The sequence below is a fragment of the Pontibacter chinhatensis genome (assembly GCF_900113285.1).
In the GTDB taxonomy this organism is placed as follows: Bacteria; Bacteroidota; Bacteroidia; order Cytophagales; family Hymenobacteraceae; genus Pontibacter; species Pontibacter chinhatensis.
The window spans coordinates 184,087-202,900 of record NZ_FOOT01000005.1 but is presented as its reverse complement, the minus strand read 5'-3'; the positions used below and the strand labels follow the sequence as shown (position 1 = coordinate 202,900).

The following is an 18,814-nucleotide window of genomic DNA, read 5'->3' as shown; positions in this document are numbered from 1 at the left end:
TATGAACAAACTTTTAGCCTTGGGTGTGATGTTTCTGGCGGCAACCGGCTGTGCCTTTGCCCAGCAGCGCCCTCAGTTTACCCAGTACACGTTGAATAATTACCTGGCAAACCCTGCCATTACGGGCATAGAAGATTATGCTGACCTGAGGCTGGGCACACGCCACCAGTGGTCGGGGCTGGAGGGAGCACCGCAGACCTACTATGCCACGCTGCACATGCCGATAAACAAGTCGGGTGGCAGCACCTATGGCGGCAGAGGAATGGCGAAGGAATCGAGCATGAAGTCTACGAACATGTACCGCAGGGTGCGCTCCCACCACGGCTTTGGGTTGATGGCCATGTCCACGGAAACAGGTCCGCTGAAGCGGGGCAGCGTATCGGCCAGCTATGCATACCACCAGCCACTTTCACGCACCGTGAAAGTTTCTGCCGGGGTTCAGCCAGGCATTATACAGTACAGCCTAGACCCGGCGAAGGTGAAGCTGGCCGGCAACAGCCTGCACGACCCGGCTATTTATGATGGAAGAGTAAACGAGGTTAAGTTTGACCTGAGCATGGGCCTTTGGCTGTACTCACGCAACTTCTACGCAGGGGTGGCAGGGGCACAGCTGGTACCAAGCAAGCGCAAATACCTGACCGACAATGCTCCGTCTGATGACGATGGCTCGTTGCAACAGCACTACTACGTAACGGGCGGCTACCGCGTGGACGTGGCCCCTTACGTTTCGCTCATCCCTTCCGTGATGGTAAAAGTGGCACAGCCTAGCCCGGTGTCGGTGGATGCCACCATGAAGGTGATGTATGGCGACAGAATCTGGGCCGGAGTTACATACCGCCATCAGGAGTCGGTGGCGGCCATGGCGGGCATCAACATCAGCCCCCTCCTTGACCTGGGCTATTCTTATGATGCCACCACCTCCCCGCTGGGGCATGCCAGCGCCGGCAGCCACGAGGTGGTGCTCGGTTTTAAGTTGCGCAACACACGAAAAATTATCTGCCCGGAATGGGCTTGGTGATATAAGACAATAATGGTTTAGTTTTGAGAGTACAGAAATGGGGCAGCTACTTTAGCTGTCCTTTTCTTTTTAAATACGCTAACTGACAATGATTTATACTTAGTAGCGCATCTACTGATGAACGGTTTAGGGAAACTCTGACCGCTTAGAACTTCCCCTCGCTCGCCTCCGGCGAGTGCGAGGTTTCCAGGTGGCGTCCCGCCATGTTCGATAAAGGCCAAGGTTAAATTAGCCAGAGGCTAAACTACAACGCACACTCGGCGGAGGCGAGCGAGGGTGCGTTGTTGCATGGCGCGAGCGTCCTCGCTCGTGACTTGCTATCGAGGGGCCTCTGGCCCAGATTTGCTTATTTCATGCTCTTTCGGATTTGCAATCCGAAAGTATAGGACCCGCGGATTTGTAATCCGCAGTGGCAAAGGCAGCAGCTACGGGCAAACAGGCGGATTACAAATCCGCTTCTAAATAAGCTCCGGATTGCAAATCCGAAGCAGCAGTGAGGGCCGCAATACTGTAATTCTACAGCGGCCAGAGGCCACTCCTATACTCATCACGAGCGAGGACGCTCGCGCTATGATATGTTACCAGGCAAGTAAATATGTAACTCAAAAGTTTACTGAGCATGGTTAAATTTTAACACTATACTTCTTTTTATACTTGCTACCCAAAGCAAAAAAGGCTGATAGGTAACACCCCATCAGCCTTTCTACAGCTAAACTTGTACTTTATACTTGCTTAAATCTGCTCTGCCTCAAAACCGGCTTTTTGCACCGTTTCTTTGATGGTCTCGGCGTTGGCAGCATCTGCTTTCACTTCCAGCACCTTGTCCGGGTTATCGGTATCCACTTTCCACTCCTGCACGCCCTCGAGCTTGTTCAGATGTGGGGTTACAGCTTTTACACAGTTTCCGCAGTTGATGTTGGTCTTAAACTTATAGGTTTCCATACTAATTCATCTTTATTTATTTAACATATTAATCACACTTTATACTTGTGACAGGTAGTAGTACGAGTTGCAAATTGACGCTACCAAAGTATAAGATTTATACTTTATAACTTCTCAACTTTCTAACTCTCACAATTTCTTGCCGCGCAGCCTCAGGCTGTTGGTTACCACCGACACCGAACTCAGGGCCATGGCCGCCCCTGCAACCATCGGGCTCAGCAGGAAGCCTGTGAAGGGGAACAACACGCCGGCCGCTACCGGAATACAGATGACGTTGTAGAAAAAGGCCCAGAACAGGTTCTGGTGGATTGTCTGCACCGTGGCCCGCGACAGTTTCACGGCCTTGGCCACCTGCGTCAGGTCCGAGCGCATGAGGGTGATACCGGCCACTTCCATGGCGACGTCCGTGCCCTGCCCCATGGCGATGCTTACATCGGCGGTGGCAAGCGCCTGCGCATCGTTGATGCCGTCACCTACCATGGCCACCACCTTGCCTTCGGCCTGCAGTTTCTTCACAAACTCCGCCTTGTCGTTTGGCAGCAGCTCCGCCTGGAAATGGTCTATGCCAACCTGACGTGACACAGCCTCAGCCGTTTGCCTGTTGTCGCCGGTGAGCATGTATACTTCCAGCCCGGCCTCGTGCAGGGCTTTGATACCTTCGGCAGCGGCAGGCTTAATCGGGTCGCTTACGGCAAACACGGCCAGCGCCTGGGCGGCATCGGCAAAAAAGATGGCAGTCTTCGCGTCATCCTGCAGGGCTTTTGCCGCCTGCAGCAGGTACTCCGGCAGCACCACGCCCTGCTGGCGCAGGAGCTTCTCGTTGCCCGCCAGGTAGCGCTTGCCGGCGAAGGTAGCCTCAATCCCCAAGCCCGTCAGGCTGTTGAAGGAGTCGGGTTGCACAGCTTGCCGCCCCTGCTCTTTGTAGAACGTATAAATGGCCTGTGCAATAGGGTGCTCCGACTGTGCCTCCATCGAGAAGAACAGGGTTTCAAGGTGCGCCTGCCCCGGCGTGTCCTGCGCCCAGACCACATCCGTTACAGAGGGTTTGCCCAGTGTGATGGTACCGGTTTTGTCAAGTATAACGGCGTTTACTTTATGCGCATGCTCCAGGCTCTCCGCATCTTTTATCAGGATGCCGTTTTCAGCGCCCCGTCCCACGCCCACCATAATGGCTGTTGGCGTAGCCAAACCCAGCGCACACGGACAGGCAATGACGAGTACCGAAATGGTGGAGAGCAGCGCCTCTGTCAGGTAGGCCTCGCCTCCGAACACCATCCAGGCGGCAAAGGTCAGCAGGGCAATCACCAGCACAATCGGCACGAAGATGCCCGCGATTTTATCCACCAGCTTTTGCACCGGGGCCTTGCTGCCCTGCGCCTCCTGCACGAGTTTGATGATGTGCGCCAGCATGGTTTCGCCACCGGTTTTCTGCGCAACTAGCAGCACGCTGCCTTTTTGGTTAATGGTACCGGCGTAGAGCAGGTCGCCCGGATTTTTCTGCACCGGCAGCGGCTCTCCGCTCAGCATACTTTCATCCACGTAGGTAGAGCCCGAGGCCACTTCGCCATCCACCGGCACGCGCTCGCCGGGCAGCAGCACAACCCGGTCGCCCAGTTGTACCTCCTCTATTTTGAGCTCCATCTGGGTGCCGTTTCGCAGCACCCGCACCGTCTTCGGCTGCAGGCCCATCAGCTTTTTAATAGCCGAAGAACTGCGGTCCTTGGCGTTTTCCTCCAGGTACTTGCCCAAAAGTATAAACGCGATAATCACGGCCACCGCCTCAAAGTACACGTGCGGCATCAGACCGCGGCTCAGGAAGAACTCCGGGTACACGGTGTTAAACACACTGAACACATAGGCGATACCGGTACTAAGGGCTACCAGCGTGTCCATGTTGGCGCGGCCGTGCTTGGCCTGTGCCCAGGCACCGGTAAAAAAGCGCTGCCCCGCCCACAGCAGAATCGGGGTGGTCAGTATGAGCATAGCCCAGTTGCCCCAGGTAAAGGTGTCGTGGAAGAACATGCCCAGCACAAACACCGGGAAGGCCAAAATACTGGCTATAATCGTCTTGCGTTTTAGGGCCGCCAGCGACTTAGCCTGCCGCTCCTCCAGTTCTTCCTGGGTAGTGTCCTCAATGAGTATGTCAAAGCCGATTTCCTGCACGGTCTCGCGCAGCTGCACAGGGTTTACCTCCTGGGCATCGTAGGCCACCTGCACGGTTTTACCGGCAAAGTTTACGTTGGCCTCAGCCACTCCCTCGCGCGCGTTCAGCATACTCTGGATACTGTTGGCGCAGGAGGCACAGGTCATCCCCTCTACCGGAAAGGTGGCTTTGGTTAGTTTTCTATCTTTTACAGTTGCCATTTCTTTCATCGTTTTATCTGTTACAAAGATACCCCTCAATCACCCCGGGAGTGTTACATTATTCCGGATAAGGATTACATAGTTTACGCTAACCCAAAGGGCACCCCCTGCTCAGGTATAAAATAGTTGTACTGAATAACTGCTGAATTTATACTTTATACACTTACCATTCCTTCCACGTTAAAAGGTATCTTACTAATTCTTGCTAATTTTCAACCACTTTTCTTGATCGCTCTTATGTTCTTATCTATTATTGTACAATAAGGACGCTAGTATCTTTATTGCACTATACTAGTCTTTATCATAAGCCGCCCAACCACACAGTTCAGAAAGTATAATATGACGCTTACAGAGCAGCATGACAACACCTGATAATCAGCAGGGAAATGCGCGGGCTATACGGTCTATTGGTATAGCCTTCCTCAGCATGATGGTGGCCCTGGTATCGGTTTGCCTTTTTTTCTACATCCAGGTCAGCCAGTTGCAGCAGGAATATGGAGGCGAGATGCTGCGCACGTATAAACGCCTGGAGCTTGTAAACAGCCTCTTCAAGAACAAAGAGCTGACCCAGGACCTACTAAGTGCACACTTGCGCACGCAGGACGGAGCCAGCAAGGACAGCATACGCCGGGAACTTGTAAAGGCCTACGCCTCCAACGAGGCTACTATACGGGAACTGCACACCGTGTTGGAGCAACCTGAGCTACTGCGCACCTTGCACAACATCAGCCTGGACCTCCAGCAGTACCATATCCATGTAGATAGCCTGCTCAGGTTTTCCCGTGACCAGCAGCAGCAAAAGCTGGTGGCTTACAACAGGGCATTTGTCACCCCTTTCTATATCCGCCACCAGGCAAACCTCATTAACCTTAGCAATGGGCTTACAGCGGCTGGCAAAAAGCACACCTCTGAGTTCTTTCCGGCCGTTACGGATATTATTGACAGTTATGCCTTTCTGCTTCTGCTGGCGGCCGTTTGTATTATCTGGGCGGCCTTTGCATCCAGCAGGGTTACCAGGCGCCTGCAGCACGAGAACGACAGGCTCAGCCAGGAGATAGAGGAGCGGGAGGCACTACAGCTTAAACTGGAGCAAACCCAGCTGCACTTTAAGCAGCTATTCGAGCTCAACCCAATCCCCATGTTCGTGTATGACCAGGATACGTACCGGTTTCTGGAGGTAAACGAGGCGGCCGTACAGGAGTATGGCTATACTTCGGAGGAGTTCGGGCAAATGACACTTCTGGATATCAGGCCGGAGGAGGAACGGGAGAAAGTAGAGAGACATCTCAGCCAGCTGGATAAGACCGCCTTTGCCAGTAGCGAGAGGGCCCTGCACAAGCGCAAGGATGGCTCCGTTTTTTGGGTAAAGCTTAAGTCGCATGCATTTGCAGCGGCTGATGGCGTGTTTCCCCGCCTTGTAACGTCTGAAAACGTGCAAAAGCAGGAGGACTTTATAGAGGAACTGCGGAAAAGGGAGCAGCAGCTCCGCGAAGTGAGCTCCAGCATCCCCGGGGCTGTGTACCAGTTCAGGATGGACGCCGACAGGAACATGAGCATTCCGTTCCTAAGTGGTGGCATTACAAGAATATTTGGTGTTACCCCGGAAGAGGTGTACCAGGATCTGAACATACTTTTCAATGCCGTTCACCCGGACGACCTGCCGGATGTGAAGGAAAGCATAGCTACTGCCACTAGCCACTTCCAGCCTTGGGTAAAAGACTTCAGGCTCTGGAACAAGGTGCGGCAAAAATGGATTTGGATACGCGGGCACGGGCTTCCCTCTTCTAAAGAGGACGGTATACTCATCTATAACGGTACTTTTATTGATATCACAGACCAGGCAGAGGCACAGCGGCAGCTTGTAGCCAGCGAGGCCAACCTGCGCGCCCTGCTCGACAGCTCGCCACAGGCTATTTACCTGCTGGACAAGGATCTGAACATCATACTTTTTAACGCTGTGGCAGCCAGGGAGGTGAAGCAGTTAACGCTTCGGGAACTGCAGGCCGGGCAAAGCGTACTCAGCATCACGGCCGAAGACCAGAAGAGCATGCTCCTGGAAAGCCATGCACGGGCCATGAAGGGCGAGCCTACTACCTATGAAACCGGCTTCGGCGACTTCTGGTTCGAGGTGGCCTACCGCCCCGTGATGACGCAGCAGCAGGAGATTATTGCCGTAGCGATGAGCATCCATGATATATCGGAGCAGCGCAAAATCATAGCCTCCATCCGCGACAACGAGGCACAGCTTACCAGGGCACAGAAGCTGGCCAAACTTGGCAGTTGGGAATACGACATCCTGCGTGACACCCTCACCATCTCCGATAACCTGTACAATATTTATGGCATTGCCCCCCATACCTTTACAGTAACTTTTAACAGTATAGTTTCTTTTTTCCACCCCGACGATAAGGAGGATGCCCTAGAGGCCTTCCGTCGCGTGATTGAGGAGAAAACCGCCGTTACGACAGAGCACCGCATCCGGCTTAAGGACGGCTCGGTGAAATACCTGCACCAGACCATGGAGCCCTTGGTAACCCACGACGGGCAGGTGTTGAAAGTAACGGGCACCGCGCAGGATATCACCGAGCAGAAGCAGAAAGAGATGGAGGTAAGGGAGGCCAAGAACCTGTTCCAGTCCACCATCGAGAACATCCCTGAAGTTATTTTCTCAGCCGATGCCGATTTCCGGATCTTCTACATTAGCCCGCAATGCAGCTATGTTACGGGTTACACTGAGAAAGAATTTACAGGAGATCACCTCTGGCCAAAAATTATCCACGGGGATGATTACCCGGTACTGCGCGGCCTGCTGGAGAAAGAAGTATCGCTCGGCAAAAAGATACAACACGAAATGCGCATCATAGCCCGCGACGGAAGGGAGAAATGGGTATTGCTGCGCCTCTCGCCTATGCTGGGCGAAGATGGCAAGGTGCTGCGGCTGGATGCATCCGCCGCCGATATTACCGAGCGCAAGATGGTAGAGGCAAAGCGGACGCTGCTAACCGAGCAACTGCAGATACAGAACCAGAACCTGCAGCAATTTGCCTACATCGTGTCGCACAACCTTAGGGCTCCTATTGCCAACATTCTCGGCCTTACCAGAGTATATGACCGCCAGCGGCCGGAGTCGGAGCTCAACAGGCATATTATTGATAGCCTGGCCAAGTCGGCGCAGAACCTCGATAACATCATCCGCGACCTGAACTATATCCTGACAGTGCGCGGGCAGGTGCTGAGCGTTTCGGAGGAGGTGCAGTTTGAGGAGTTGCTGCAGGATATACTGAAGAGCATCTCGATAGAGCTAGAGAAAACGGGTGCAGAGGTGACGTATGATTTCAGCCAAGCTCCCGAAATCGTCTCGCTAAGGAGCTATGTGTACAGCATACTGCAGAACCTGATAACAAATGCCGTCAAGTACCGGGAGCCGGCACGTAAGCCAAGGATTTATTTAAGAACTTATAAGGAAAAGGATTATATTTGTATCGAAATTTCAGACAACGGTCTTGGCATCGATCTTGCAAAAGTTAGGAGCAGCTTGTTCGGACTCTACAAGCGCTTCCATCCACACATAGAAGGCCGGGGCTTGGGGCTGCACCTTGTAAAAACCCAGGTAGACCTTCTGGAGGGGAAAATCGAGGTAGATAGCCAGCCTGGCAAAGGCACTACATTCAAAGTCTACATATAAAACAGACGACAGAACATTAGGAGAGGTATGTTAAAAAAGGTGGTTCTAATTGATGATGATCAGATAAACAACTTTGTTTGTGAGACGATCATCAGGAGTGAAAACTTCGCGGAAAGGGTGGTAAGTTATGAGTGGGCAGAGGATGCGCTGAACAACCTGAAGCAGGCGGCTGAGCAGAATCCCGAGGAGTTTCCGGATCTGATATTCCTCGACATCAACATGCCGGGTATGGATGGCTGGAAGTTTCTGGATGCCTATAGGAGCTTGCCGGAGGCTGTTACTAAAAAATGCTGCCTGTTTATGCTTTCCTCTGCCGTGGACAGGGAAGACATCATCTGCGCCAAGACCCATTCCGAGGTTCGCGACTTCTTTTCCAAGCCCCTATCCCCGGAAATTCTGCACCTGATCAAGGAAGATTACCTCCTGACGTAAAGCCAGGTCTAACCTGTCAAGTATAGCCGCTGCTAACGTACAGCCACTGCTCTCCGCGGTGGCTTTTTTGTTTCTCTACCCCTGCCTTTACACGTCCCCAAGTGCTAGAACATAAGTAAATTCATATAGTATTATATATACTATCATTAATATTTAACATTTATTACAAAAATTATACAACCCTTCTTTTAACCGGTGCGTACTGTTGAGTGTCTTCCGAAGCCTATATAGCTATATAGGGGCAAGCAGGAATTCAAGAATCAATCCAATTTAACACTTAACAGATAACCCTATGAAATACTGTTTACTATTCGCGTTTGCTTTTTTAATTCATACTTCTGTTTCTGCCCAATCCAATAGTAACCTAAGTCGGGAGGCAGAAACCTACTGCACCAACCTTACCCGCTCCATGGCTAACGAACTCCGTTTAAACGAGCTGGGGTACATTAAACTGAAAGAACTGAACCGGGAGCGCATCGCTGCCACCCAGGAGATCCTTAAAAACCACCGCAACGATACGCACCTTGCCGAGCAGCTACTGGAGAAGCTGGCTCAGGAATACGATCAGAAACTTACTGCTTTCTTAAACCCTAACCAGCTGCAGGCCTATGCTAACTACAAAAGCCAGCCGACACGTCAGCAACAGACCCGTTTCGTAGCTGTCAGCTACGAGGAGTAACAACCCGAACTGCCCGAGATGAAGCAGGCCGTCACACCTGCCGGCCTGCTTCGAATGGAAATACCTATAAAAGCAGAAGCGGGAGCCAATATGGCTCCCGCTTCTGCTTTTATACTTTATTAACAATTAGTTATGTTCGGCTTTGATCTGTGTCAGCATCGTCTTTTCTTTTCTCGCCCAGAGGCTGTTCTCCCTTGCGGATGCCTGCTGTGTCGCCGGCCATGCCTGTGTCGCTGCCCTCTGCCTCAAAGCCTGGGCCCTGCGCAAAAGACTCCGTGCTTAGCGGATCGTGGGCGCCGTAGCCGGTTGTCTCATCCCCCTGGATGTGCATATTCTTGAGCTTGTCTTTTTGCCCCGGTCGCTCGGTATAGCCCTCAGGTCCTATATTGCGTTTTGCGCTGGGGTCGGGCGAATTGCCCATGCCCACGCGTTTGTTATAGTCACTATGTATGTTCTTCTCCTCAGATGGAGCTTTCTTTTTATCTTCCTCTTTATTATTCATCGTTTCTGAAGGTTAGTTACAGAGAGGTATACGCTGTAACAATGCCCCGGTTCGGAAATGACATGCATGAGTTAACATAATAGAACAACTGCAGAAATGTTGTGCCGTTTACACTTTATGCTTCCGCAAAAGAGTATAGAACCCAGACTGAGAATTATACTTTGGGAAGGGGCGGATTCAGTGCGACTTAAGTTTAAAGTATAAACTGCCGCAAGTACGGAGGCTTCCCTTATCTTTGCTTAAATTTTGCCCCAATGGCACCTCCGGTACGGAATATGCGTTACCAGGTAGTTAACCCTTAACAGCAGCACATGAAGTTATCGAAGATATACGACCCACGGGAGATGAACTCCTACCAGTTTGTGGCCACCACCGGCCTGGTGATGTCTTTAGTCGCCAACCTGATCATGCTGCTGCTGGGCAAAACGGTGGATAACTTCAATGCGCTTTACGTTTGCTGGATCGCCTTCTTTATACTTGGCACCATCGCCAACTTTAACAGCAAACCCGGCGACCACGACCACCATCACCACCATTAATAACTCACTTCTTTAGGAAACGCAGCAACTCCTGGTGGAAGCACTGCGGAACTTCCAGGTGCGGGATGTGCCCTACATTCTGCAGTTCAACCAGTTGTGCCTGCGGTATGGCCTTGGCTGTTTGCTTGCCCAGTTGCGGGTACTGCCCATACTGCTGTTGTTTCGCTTTATCCTGAATATACCCCTTCCCTACAATGGTGCGGTCCTCCTGCCCTATCACCACCAAGGCAGGGGCCTTCAAGTTTCCGAACTCATACACCACCGGCTGCTGGTAAATCATGGCGAAGGTTAGGGCGGCTACTTTAGCCACTTTCGGGTAATCGGGGTGGTTTATCTGCGCGGCGGGTACCTGCACCCACTCGTTAAACTCTGGCTTCCAGGCAGGGTAATAGGTCTGGTGGTAGTTGCGGATAGCCTGCTCGGTTTGCTTCAGCTCGGCCTGGTAAAGCTCCTGCATACTTTTGAAGGGCACCATCACCCGGTAGTCCTCCAGCCCAATGGGGTTCTCCAGCACCAGCTTCGAGGTCATCTCCGGGTACATCAGCGCAAAACGTGTGGCCACCATGCCCCCCATGGAGTGGCCCACCACCGCCACCTGCTTCACCCCTAGGTGCTGCAGCAACTGCTGCGTGTTCTGGGCCAGTTGGTGGAACGTATAGTATACTTCCGGCTTGTCAGACTTCCCAAAGCCAATCTGGTCAGGCACGACCACCCTGAAGCCATTTTTAGAGAGATAGTCGATGGTCTGGCGCCAGTAGGCTCCCATAAAGTTCTTGCCGTGCAGCAGCATTACCACTGGCGCATCCGTTGCTTTTTTGGCCGGGGGCACGTCCATGTAGGCCATTTTATACTTTGCCCCCTCCAGTTCCACTTCAAAATAATTTACCGGGTGGGGATACTCATAGTCATCGAGGGTAGCATTGAGGGAAGCCGGCACTTGCTGGCCCAGCACCTGCCCTGCCAGTAGCAGCAGGCTAAACAACAGTAAGTTAAGTTTATGCATCATTACAGATTTGGTTTTACCCCTCATAACAGGCTGATCCGGGATTAAGTTATACTTTCCTGCCCCTGCAAAAAGAAGAGCCCACCACTGGGATAGCGGTGGGCTCCTGTAAATCACTCAAACACTAAACTTTTAGAAGGTAAAGCCTACAGAGGCTTTTATCACGTGGTTGTAGGTATCAAAGCTGCCGTTGCTGTCGATGGAGTTGAGGCCGTAATCGTAGCCGGCGCTGAGGTTGAAGCCGTTGGCAAACCTGTAGCCAAGGCCACCGGTAAGGGCTACGTCAAAGTCACGGAAGCCGCTGTTCATGTCCCACTCCTGGTTCAGGGCCTTAAACCCAAAGGCGCCGGCCTCGGCCGATACTTTGTTAGACAGCAGGTACGACACCTGTGGACCCGCGAAAATATGGAATCCCTCGCCTACGTATACTTTGGCAAGTATGGGCAGGTCCAGGTACTCCGCCTTGTTGGTCAGGGTCACGTTGGCGTTGAGGAAGTCGAACTGCTCCAGCGGAATCTTGCCTTTCAGCACAGTGCCTTTCTGGGAGTACTGCAGTCCCGGCTCAATCTCAAAGCCCGGCGCTACCGGTATACTTACATAGGTGCCCACATGAAATCCGGGGCGCATCTCTTTGCTCACATACCCGCCCGACATATCCACCAGGTCCTGCATACTTTGCACGGTTTCGCCTTGCCAGTCGGCTAGGTTAAGGCCGGCCTTTATGCCGAAGCGCACCTGATTTGGGTTATTGTTGTAGGCAGATTGCTTGTTGTATCGAACAGGCTGCTGCTGGGCCTCGGCACTGGCCGCTGCCAGTCCCACAGCCACTGCTATGAGTAGGAAAATCTTTTTCATGGTAATAGTAGATTTGTTTCTTCATCCTTTTCCGTTAAGCTGGCCTGCTCGAACTCGCTAAAGAAATAACCGTGCCAGAAAAGTATAAGCTTCTCTCCTTTCCAAGCTCAACAAAGTATAAAATACTGATTCCCAATATTATAATTTAACACAGTTCCATACTTTTAGCTATCCCTGCCGCCGCAGCCCTTCTTAAAAGTACAAGTGATTTCGATTCTGCATCGGCAATGCGCGGCTAAATGTGTAGCTTTGGAGCCTTAAAAAAGAAGCTGAACAGATGAAAGACAGAACGCAGGTGCGCCTGAGGAAACTGGCTGTGCACCGGGTCGGGAACAAGGCAAAAGAGGAAGGCGTGGTGGCCTCCAGGGAGTTGGTGGACCTGCACGACGAGCAACTGTACGACTTGCTGCTCAACTACTTCCTGTCGCCGTTTAAGCAGGAGGAGTTTTTCCGCTTTACCCATACTTCGGACCTGGCCCTGAACGAGATGTTCGCCTACGCGGCGCTGATGTTTACCGAGCCGCAAAACTTCCACGAGTACTCGGTCCACATCCTCAACCACCTCTACCAGCAGTCGGACCACCCCAAGGTGAAGAGTGGCGAGCTGTACGTGGTATACTTTGAGGGCTGCGTGATGGGCGATGAGGTGGTGGATGCCATCGGCGTGTTTAAATCCGAGAACAAGGATACGTTCCTGACTTTCCAGGATGAGGCGGACGACCTGAACGTGAACTACCACTTCGGCGTGAACCTGAAGGGCGTGGACAAGGGCTGCATGATTTACAATACACAGGCCGAGGACGGGTTCCGGGTGAAAATGGTAGACGCCAACAGCTACGACGCCGTTTTCTGGAAAGATGATTTCCTGAACGTAATCGAGCTGAAAGACACTAACTTTAACACCAAAGCCGTTCTGAATCTGTGCAAGGATTTCTCGGAGGAGGTTTTTGCCCGCACCGAAAGCAAAAAGGCGCAGGTAGACTTCATTAGCCGCTCGGTGGACTACTTCTCCAAAAGCGAAACGTTTGACCTGGAGGAGTTTACCAGCAGCGTGATAGATGAGCCGGAGACGAAGGAGCGCTTTATGCAGTACAGCCATACATTTGCTGAGGAGCGCGACATCGAGGGCTTCACCGACTTCGAAATCAACAAGAACACGGTGCGCAACATGAAGCGTAAGTTCCGCAACTTTATCAAGCTCGACACCCAGATAGAGATAAAATTCAGTGGCTACAACCCCGAGCAGAGCGAGCAGTATGTGGAGCGGGGCTTTGACAAGGAGCGCGGCATGCACTTTTACAAAGTATACTTTTACAACGAGAGTTAGGCGAAACTATCATCCCCCAAAACCTGTTTTATACTTCTTAAAAGAACCGGAACGATAATTGCCTGTACCAGCAGGACAGAAAACGACCAGAAAAGTATGAAGAAGATTGTCTTTGCCATTGCCTTTGCCATCGCTGCCCCTTCCGTTTTTGCGCAGGCCCAACAGCCGCAGGCCAAAACCGCGCAGGCCACCCAAACGCTGGAGCAACGGGCCGAGGCCATTACCGCCGGCTTTACCAAGAACCTGCGCCTCTCGCCGCAGCAGAGCCAGAAAGTATACGCCATTAACCTGAGCAGCCTGAAAAGTGCTGAAGAGGCTCAGAAGAAGTATAAAAACAATCCCAAGAAGCTGGTGACCCAGATGGACATGATCAGCCAGACCAGGCTGTCGCAGCTGAAAGACATACTTACGCCGCAGCAGTTTCAGCAATACCAGCAGCGCCGCGAGGAGAAAATGGGCGTGCCGCGCGAGATGCAGAGCAATCCCGCCGCCAGGCAGCAAAACTCCGCTTACCAGGACAGTTACTAACTCAGCAAGCACGGCTCCCGCCGTGCTTTTTCTTTTGCCCCTTCTCCCAGCCAGTTCCTCTACTTCCACTAACAATATCGGCCTGTTCGGCATCAAAATTTGCTTATGAGCGAGCTTTGGCTTATATCTACTTTTCTTTCCGGAAGGACAGGAGGTAATTATTTCACGTTCAACTGCTTGGCCAACACCACGTAGAATAATTTCACGGCTTACTTATGACGAGGTATGGAAGCAGAGCAAAAAACAAATGTTATTGTTGTCAGGGAGGATGACACCTGCTACATTAAAGTGGACCTCACCCTTTCCATGCTGACCATCTATTGCAAAGAGCACCTGGAGAGCGAGGAAGTAAGGCAAAACCTGATGCAGGTACTCGACATCATCCACACCTACCAGCTAAAATACCTGCTCGGCAATGTGCGGGCCCTGCATCACCTGAACCTTGGCGATGCCAACTGGCTATGGGATCATATCATGCCCAGGCTAAAAGCATCCACCGTGGTGAAATGGGCACGCGTGGAAGATCCCTTCACGATGATGGACCTTAACTCGCTTGAGGTGAAGCGAAGACTGGAGGCAGAGGCTACCCTGCCAAACGAGCTGCAGTTTGAGACTTTTATAGACGAGGAGAGCGCCATACATTGGCTCCTGGGCGATTGACGGAAGCGCTCATACCTCAGGCTGCGCCACAGTTGTACTCAGCACCACCTCCTCTGGCTGCTGATGCGCGGGCTGCACCGGCTCGTGCTGACTTCTGCGCTGGTGCTCTGTCACAATGGCCCCCGGGGGCTTGTAAAGTATAAGGAACCGCTCCTTCCAGGATTTGGCGTACTTCAAATCCTCCCAGATATCCATCCATTCATGAAAAACAAGGTACACCGGGTTGAAGGTGCTCACCGGTTTCGTCAGTCCATATTTTACCTGCTCCCGCTCCGGCTCAAAAGTGCCGAACATCCTGTCCCAGATAATAAAGGTGGAGCCATAGTTCTTGTCGATGTAGCCGGGGTTAGAGCCGTGGTGCACCCGGTGGTGCGACGGCGTAACGAAAATGTACTCAATCGGTTTAGGCAGTTTGCGCACCAGCTCGGTATGCACAAAAAACTGGTACAGCACGGCTACCTGGTGGCAGATGAAGAACGTGAACGGATCGATGCCCAGCAGCGGCACTGGTATGAAGAAGATGAACTTGATATGCTGTGTCCAGCCGGTGCGGAAAGAAACCGAGAAATTCATGCGCTCTGAGGAGTGGTGCGTCACGTGGGTAGCCCACCAAAACCGCTGCTCGTGCGCTATCCGGTGTGCCCAGTAGCGACAGAAATCCACCGCCACAAAGCATACCACAAAGGCCACCCAGCCTCGGGGTATGGCCCAGGGCACCGTGTTATAGATAACCAGCGCCAGTCCGAAAAGCCACAACTTCAGCATGGCTCCCATCACAGCGTTCACGCCCCCAATGGTCAGGGCAGAGACAAACTCCGTTGGATGGTAGGTGTTTCTGTTTTTATAAACCCCATAGAGCCACTCCCCCACCACCGACAGCACAATGATCGGGGCGGCGTAGTGCATCATGGTAAGGTCGTTGAGTCGGGTAAGGTCGTCGAAGGTGTATAGCTCTTTCTCCATCGGCAGGAAGCTTTATGTAGCCTATTAAAACGACCAGCGCGCAAAAGGGTTAGCCTTGCATTGGCTTTGGCAAGTATGATTATAGGCAGTTAGCGCCTGATGGCCCTCCAGCAAAGGGATTAGCAAAGTATAAAGTGGCGAGAATTGGGGTATACTTCGTAAATTGGGGCAAAAACAGAACGATGCGTATCCGGAAAAAGGTGAAAGCCACTATACCTGCGCAGGGCTCCCGCTTTGCCGCCCTCGATATATTTATAAAGGCTGCTGAGAAAGAGAATTGGACGGAGCCGGAAATCCAATATGTGATAGATGAGGTGGTAGAGGCAAAGGATGATAAGGAGGGGTTTGAGATTTTGAAGGATTATACTTCGTAGCAGTGGATTTTGCTTAGAGCCAGCTGTACTTGCTGGCTTATACTTTCATAGCCCCTTCCCGCTGGCGCGAGCTTGTAGCTCGTGCCTTTTTATACTTTGGCTATACTTTCATAGCCGCCGTTTCCCGCAATCCGAACCAAGCTATCCTTACTAGCTCCAGTTCATCCTCAAGACTTACTTAAGCTACTGTTTCACCTCCAGCTCTGGCTCCCTCCCAGGCCGGAGGCCTCGCCTTCGGGCATCGCGCGGTGTGCCTGAAGCTGCTCCTCGCTCCGCTGCGGGCTGCCCTTCGGGCACCGCAACATCCACAAGGCGCTCAACCCAAAGGCTGGGAAGAGGTCGATAGCTCCTGCCCTTGCTGTCATCTCGACCCTTAGGAGAGATCTGGTTAGAGTTCCCGATAGATCTCTTGCGCAGCTCGAGATGACAGGAGAAGAAGTAAGTATAATTCCCCTCTCGGGAGGGGTTAGGGGTGGGTTTATACTTTGTAGGGACAGGTCGCGACCTGTCCGCGCGAGAACCGAGGCTATGTGATTTATACTTCAGCCAAAGCAATCACAGAGCTCCCCTCCTTAGACTACCGAGAACACGAGTTCGAAGGTAGCGAGCGTAGCTCTGAGGGGTAAGGGGTGATTGGACCCGGTATCACTAAAACCTATCTAAAAAATAAAAGCGACAGCTGCTTTACCAGCAGCTGCCGCTTTTTTACTTTGCTTCCAGTAACTTACGCCTGCTCTCCCACTGGCTCCAGTTGCAGCTCCTGCTGGTGCTGTTGTAGTACCCCGATGATGAAGCTGATGTGCTCCTTCAGGTCCACGCCAAACTTCTCGGCACCGAGGCGTACCTCCTCCCTGTCAACGGAGGCGGCAAAACTCTTCTGCCCCAGCCGCTTCACCACCGACTTTGCCTCCAGCCCCTGCAACCTTCCCGGACGGATTAAGGCGCAGGCTACAATAAAGCCCGTGATCTCATCACAGGCAAGCAGCGCCTTATCCAGCAGCGAGTTGTAGGGTACACCCCACTTGGTGTAGTGCGCCGAAATAGCATGCGCCATCTCCTCCTCACCACGCTCCCGCAGCAAGCCTACAATCACATTAGGGTGTTGATCCGGGTGGGCCTCGTAGTCAGCGTCGTGCAGCAGGCCGGTGATGCCCCACTGCTCTTCGTTTTCCCCCAATTTGGCCGCATAGGCGCGCATCACCAATTCCACGGTATAAGCATGGCGCAGCAAGCTTTCACTTCGGGTCATACTTTCGAGCAGTTCCCTGGCCTCCTGGTAGGTTATCATTTCGCTATTATTTTAGGTTTTAAGCACCCAAAATAACGATAATCCTGCAGCAGCACAAGGTATAATTGCCCGCTAATCCAGCTTCGCGATCTGCACGTTTTCCCACTTGCCGTAGATGGGATCGTGTCTGCCTACCAGAATATCTATTTTGTTGCGCATCCGCTGGTTCATCACATCACGCACAATGTACAGGCCATCCAGCTCCTCTGATATGCCTGTTACCCAAAGCGAGTCACCAAACTCCATGACTCCTCCCCACCTGCTATGCAGGTCACGGGAGACGGCAATCCAGCGGTGTTTCTTGGGGTCTTTTTTGTTGATGCGTGAGCCGTCGGCGGTGATGTAGGGCGTGGAATCGGTCTGGCCTGGCTCTGGGTGGTATATGGAAGCAGTAACTGTGAGGGTCGGGGTGGGTTCGGGTAACGCTTCCGGGTTGGTGGCCTTGTCTTCTGGTTCCAGCGGGGGCCATTCTAGGGTTATTCCGGAGGGCGTTTCTTCGATATTCGGAGCGGAATAATCAGCTTGGAAGAAGGATAATTCTTCAGCCAGTGCCACTACTACATAGAACACGGCTGCGAGTACTTTGATCCTAAACATAAGCAGTCCATTTCGTGAAACATCGATTTTCTAAACAATAAACCGCTTAAACGATGGATTTTTGTTTGGGTTTTGCAATGTTATCCGAAATGCTGCTAAAGGGCCTTTTAGAGAAAATTCAAATACGTAAGATTTTTATAATATTCATTATAAATAAACAAAGTACAAACCTAAAGAAGGAGATAACTTTTGCGCATTAAGGAGGGGGAAGATAACCCCTGCCACTGGGCTGCACCGCCAATAAAGTATAACTGTAGGCTTACTTCTTGCTGATGAACTTTTTATACCCCAGGTAGCCCAGGAACACAGCCAGGCTGGCGGCTGAAACCCAGATCAAGCCATTCATGAGGCGGTCGTTATCCTCACCCAGCCAGGCCAGCAGTATGGTAAGCGGCACGATGCCAGCCAGCGTGGCCGCCATAAAGCGCAGGTATCCCATGCAGGCCAGCCCGGCCACCAGGCTCACCGCATCGTTTGACAGGAAGGGGGATATGCGGGCAATCACGATAGCCCAGATGCCATACTCATCCATCCACTGCGATACCTTCTGCTGCGATTTCTGCCCAATCAGCTTGCTTACCCCCGCAGCGCCTATGCCCCGGCCAATCATATACCCGACAGTAGAGGCTACCATCACGGCCGCCACCGCTATAAGGGAGCCCCAGACAGGCCCGTAGGCGATAATAGCCACCAACATCAGCAGCACCACATTCACCACCAGCAAGAACATCTGGGCAACCATGGCCAGGATAATAAACACCGGCCCCCAGAAACTGAACTGGCCTACCCACTCCGATATGCGTTGCTCGTCGCCGCTCGTGAGCACCTCCCAGCCCTCCTTTACCCCCTGCTGAAAGCCAGGAAAAATAAAGTACGAGGCAACCAGACAGCCAATAAGCGCCGCGGTTATAAACAGGGGCAACTTGCTCTGTTTTACTTCCTCGTCCTGCTGCCGGGTATCAGGGCGGGATTCGGATGGATCAGTGTCAAAGCGGCTCTTAGGCTCGCTTACTTGTTGGGGGTATTGGCGGGTTTCTTCTTGCTTCTCTCGCATAGGT

General features: G+C 52.3%; 19 protein-coding genes. 9 read left to right on the top strand and 10 right to left on the bottom strand.

The annotated features are described in order from the left end of the window. Position 1 precedes the first annotated feature (1 nt). Positions 2-1,018 (top strand): PorP/SprF family type IX secretion system membrane protein, encoded by a 1,017-nt coding sequence (locus BM040_RS15290; protein ID WP_092103347.1) that lies wholly within the window; start codon positions 2-4, stop codon positions 1,016-1,018. A gap of 732 nt (positions 1,019-1,750) precedes the next feature. Here the strand turns inward: BM040_RS15290 and BM040_RS15285 are convergent. Continuing rightward, positions 1,751-1,960, bottom strand: a complete 210-nt coding sequence (locus tag BM040_RS15285; protein WP_092103345.1) for a heavy-metal-associated domain-containing protein — start codon at positions 1,958-1,960, stop codon at positions 1,751-1,753. A gap of 129 nt (positions 1,961-2,089) precedes the next feature. Next, positions 2,090-4,324, bottom strand: coding sequence for a heavy metal translocating P-type ATPase (locus BM040_RS15280; protein WP_092103795.1), 2,235 nt, complete (start codon positions 4,322-4,324; stop codon positions 2,090-2,092). Between the two features lie 358 nt (positions 4,325-4,682). Between BM040_RS15280 and BM040_RS15275 the strand changes: the two genes are divergently transcribed. From BM040_RS15275 to BM040_RS15265, 3 genes are all read left to right on the top strand, one after another. After that, positions 4,683-8,009 (top strand): PAS domain S-box protein, encoded by a 3,327-nt coding sequence (locus tag BM040_RS15275; protein ID WP_092103343.1) that lies wholly within the window; start codon positions 4,683-4,685, stop codon positions 8,007-8,009. A 39-nt stretch (positions 8,010-8,048) separates the two neighbouring features. Further along, complete coding sequence (locus BM040_RS15270) at positions 8,049-8,441, top strand: response regulator (RefSeq protein ID WP_245756239.1); 393 nt, start codon at positions 8,049-8,051, stop codon at positions 8,439-8,441. Between the two features lie 409 nt (positions 8,442-8,850). Next, positions 8,851-9,120: a hypothetical protein gene (locus BM040_RS15265; protein WP_092103339.1), complete on the top strand. Its 270-nt coding sequence runs from the start codon at positions 8,851-8,853 to the stop codon at positions 9,118-9,120. A 130-nt stretch (positions 9,121-9,250) separates the two neighbouring features. Here BM040_RS15265 and BM040_RS15260 read toward each other — a convergent pair whose 3' ends face one another. Further along, on the bottom strand, positions 9,251-9,622 hold the full coding sequence (locus BM040_RS15260; protein ID WP_092103337.1) for a hypothetical protein: 372 nt from the start codon (positions 9,620-9,622) through the stop codon (positions 9,251-9,253). A gap of 311 nt (positions 9,623-9,933) precedes the next feature. On the opposite strand from BM040_RS15260, the gene BM040_RS15255 reads away from it, so the two are divergent. Continuing rightward, positions 9,934-10,161, top strand: coding sequence for a hypothetical protein (locus tag BM040_RS15255; RefSeq protein ID WP_092103335.1), 228 nt, complete (start codon positions 9,934-9,936; stop codon positions 10,159-10,161). A 4-nt stretch (positions 10,162-10,165) separates the two neighbouring features. On the opposite strand, the gene BM040_RS15250 is transcribed toward BM040_RS15255, so the two are convergent. Both BM040_RS15250 and BM040_RS15245 read right to left on the bottom strand, forming a co-directional pair. After that, entirely contained in the window at positions 10,166-11,167 is a 1,002-nt protein-coding gene (locus BM040_RS15250; protein ID WP_245756238.1) for an alpha/beta fold hydrolase, read from the bottom strand. Positions 11,168-11,296: 129 nt separating this feature from the next. Next, positions 11,297-12,019, bottom strand: coding sequence for a porin family protein (locus BM040_RS15245; RefSeq protein WP_092103333.1), 723 nt, complete (start codon positions 12,017-12,019; stop codon positions 11,297-11,299). A 277-nt stretch (positions 12,020-12,296) separates the two neighbouring features. Between BM040_RS15245 and BM040_RS15240 the strand changes: the two genes are divergently transcribed. The 3 genes from BM040_RS15240 (at position 12,297) to BM040_RS15230 (ending at position 14,534) form a co-directional block, all read left to right on the top strand. Next, a complete protein-coding gene (locus BM040_RS15240) occupies positions 12,297-13,346 on the top strand; it encodes a nucleoid-associated protein (protein ID WP_092103330.1) in 1,050 nt (349 codons plus the stop codon). A 96-nt stretch (positions 13,347-13,442) separates the two neighbouring features. Further along, positions 13,443-13,874 carry a hypothetical protein gene (locus BM040_RS15235; protein ID WP_092103328.1) on the top strand — a complete coding sequence of 144 codons (432 nt, stop codon included), beginning with the start codon at positions 13,443-13,445 and terminating at the stop codon, positions 13,872-13,874. Between the two features lie 225 nt (positions 13,875-14,099). Beyond that, positions 14,100-14,534, top strand: a complete 435-nt coding sequence (locus tag BM040_RS15230) for a hypothetical protein (RefSeq protein ID WP_092103326.1) — start codon at positions 14,100-14,102, stop codon at positions 14,532-14,534. 9 nt (positions 14,535-14,543) lie between these two features. Here the strand turns inward: BM040_RS15230 and BM040_RS15225 are convergent, their stop codons facing one another. Continuing rightward, the gene (locus tag BM040_RS15225; RefSeq protein ID WP_092103324.1) at positions 14,544-15,497 is read right to left on the bottom strand and encodes a sterol desaturase family protein; all 954 of its coding nucleotides are present in this window, start codon (positions 15,495-15,497) and stop codon (positions 14,544-14,546) included. Positions 15,498-15,631: 134 nt separating this feature from the next. On the opposite strand from BM040_RS15225, the gene BM040_RS15220 reads away from it, so the two are divergent. Next, positions 15,632-15,871 carry a hypothetical protein gene (locus BM040_RS15220; RefSeq protein ID WP_245756237.1) on the top strand — a complete coding sequence of 80 codons (240 nt, stop codon included), beginning with the start codon at positions 15,632-15,634 and terminating at the stop codon, positions 15,869-15,871. Between the two features lie 191 nt (positions 15,872-16,062). On the opposite strand, the gene BM040_RS21815 is transcribed toward BM040_RS15220, so the two are convergent. The 4 genes from BM040_RS21815 to BM040_RS15205 all read right to left on the bottom strand — a co-directional run bounded on the left by BM040_RS21815 (position 16,063) and on the right by BM040_RS15205 (position 18,810). Then, the gene (locus tag BM040_RS21815) at positions 16,063-16,236 is read right to left on the bottom strand and encodes a hypothetical protein (RefSeq protein ID WP_175491087.1); all 174 of its coding nucleotides are present in this window, start codon (positions 16,234-16,236) and stop codon (positions 16,063-16,065) included. Positions 16,237-16,595: 359 nt separating this feature from the next. Continuing rightward, on the bottom strand, positions 16,596-17,159 hold the full coding sequence (locus tag BM040_RS15215) for an HD domain-containing protein (protein ID WP_092103321.1): 564 nt from the start codon (positions 17,157-17,159) through the stop codon (positions 16,596-16,598). Positions 17,160-17,231: 72 nt separating this feature from the next. Next, on the bottom strand, positions 17,232-17,756 hold the full coding sequence (locus tag BM040_RS21810) for an RlpA-like double-psi beta-barrel domain-containing protein (RefSeq protein WP_175491086.1): 525 nt from the start codon (positions 17,754-17,756) through the stop codon (positions 17,232-17,234). A 259-nt stretch (positions 17,757-18,015) separates the two neighbouring features. After that, positions 18,016-18,810, bottom strand: a complete 795-nt coding sequence (locus BM040_RS15205) for a TVP38/TMEM64 family protein (protein WP_092103319.1) — start codon at positions 18,808-18,810, stop codon at positions 18,016-18,018. Between the last annotated feature and the right edge of the window lie 4 nt (positions 18,811-18,814).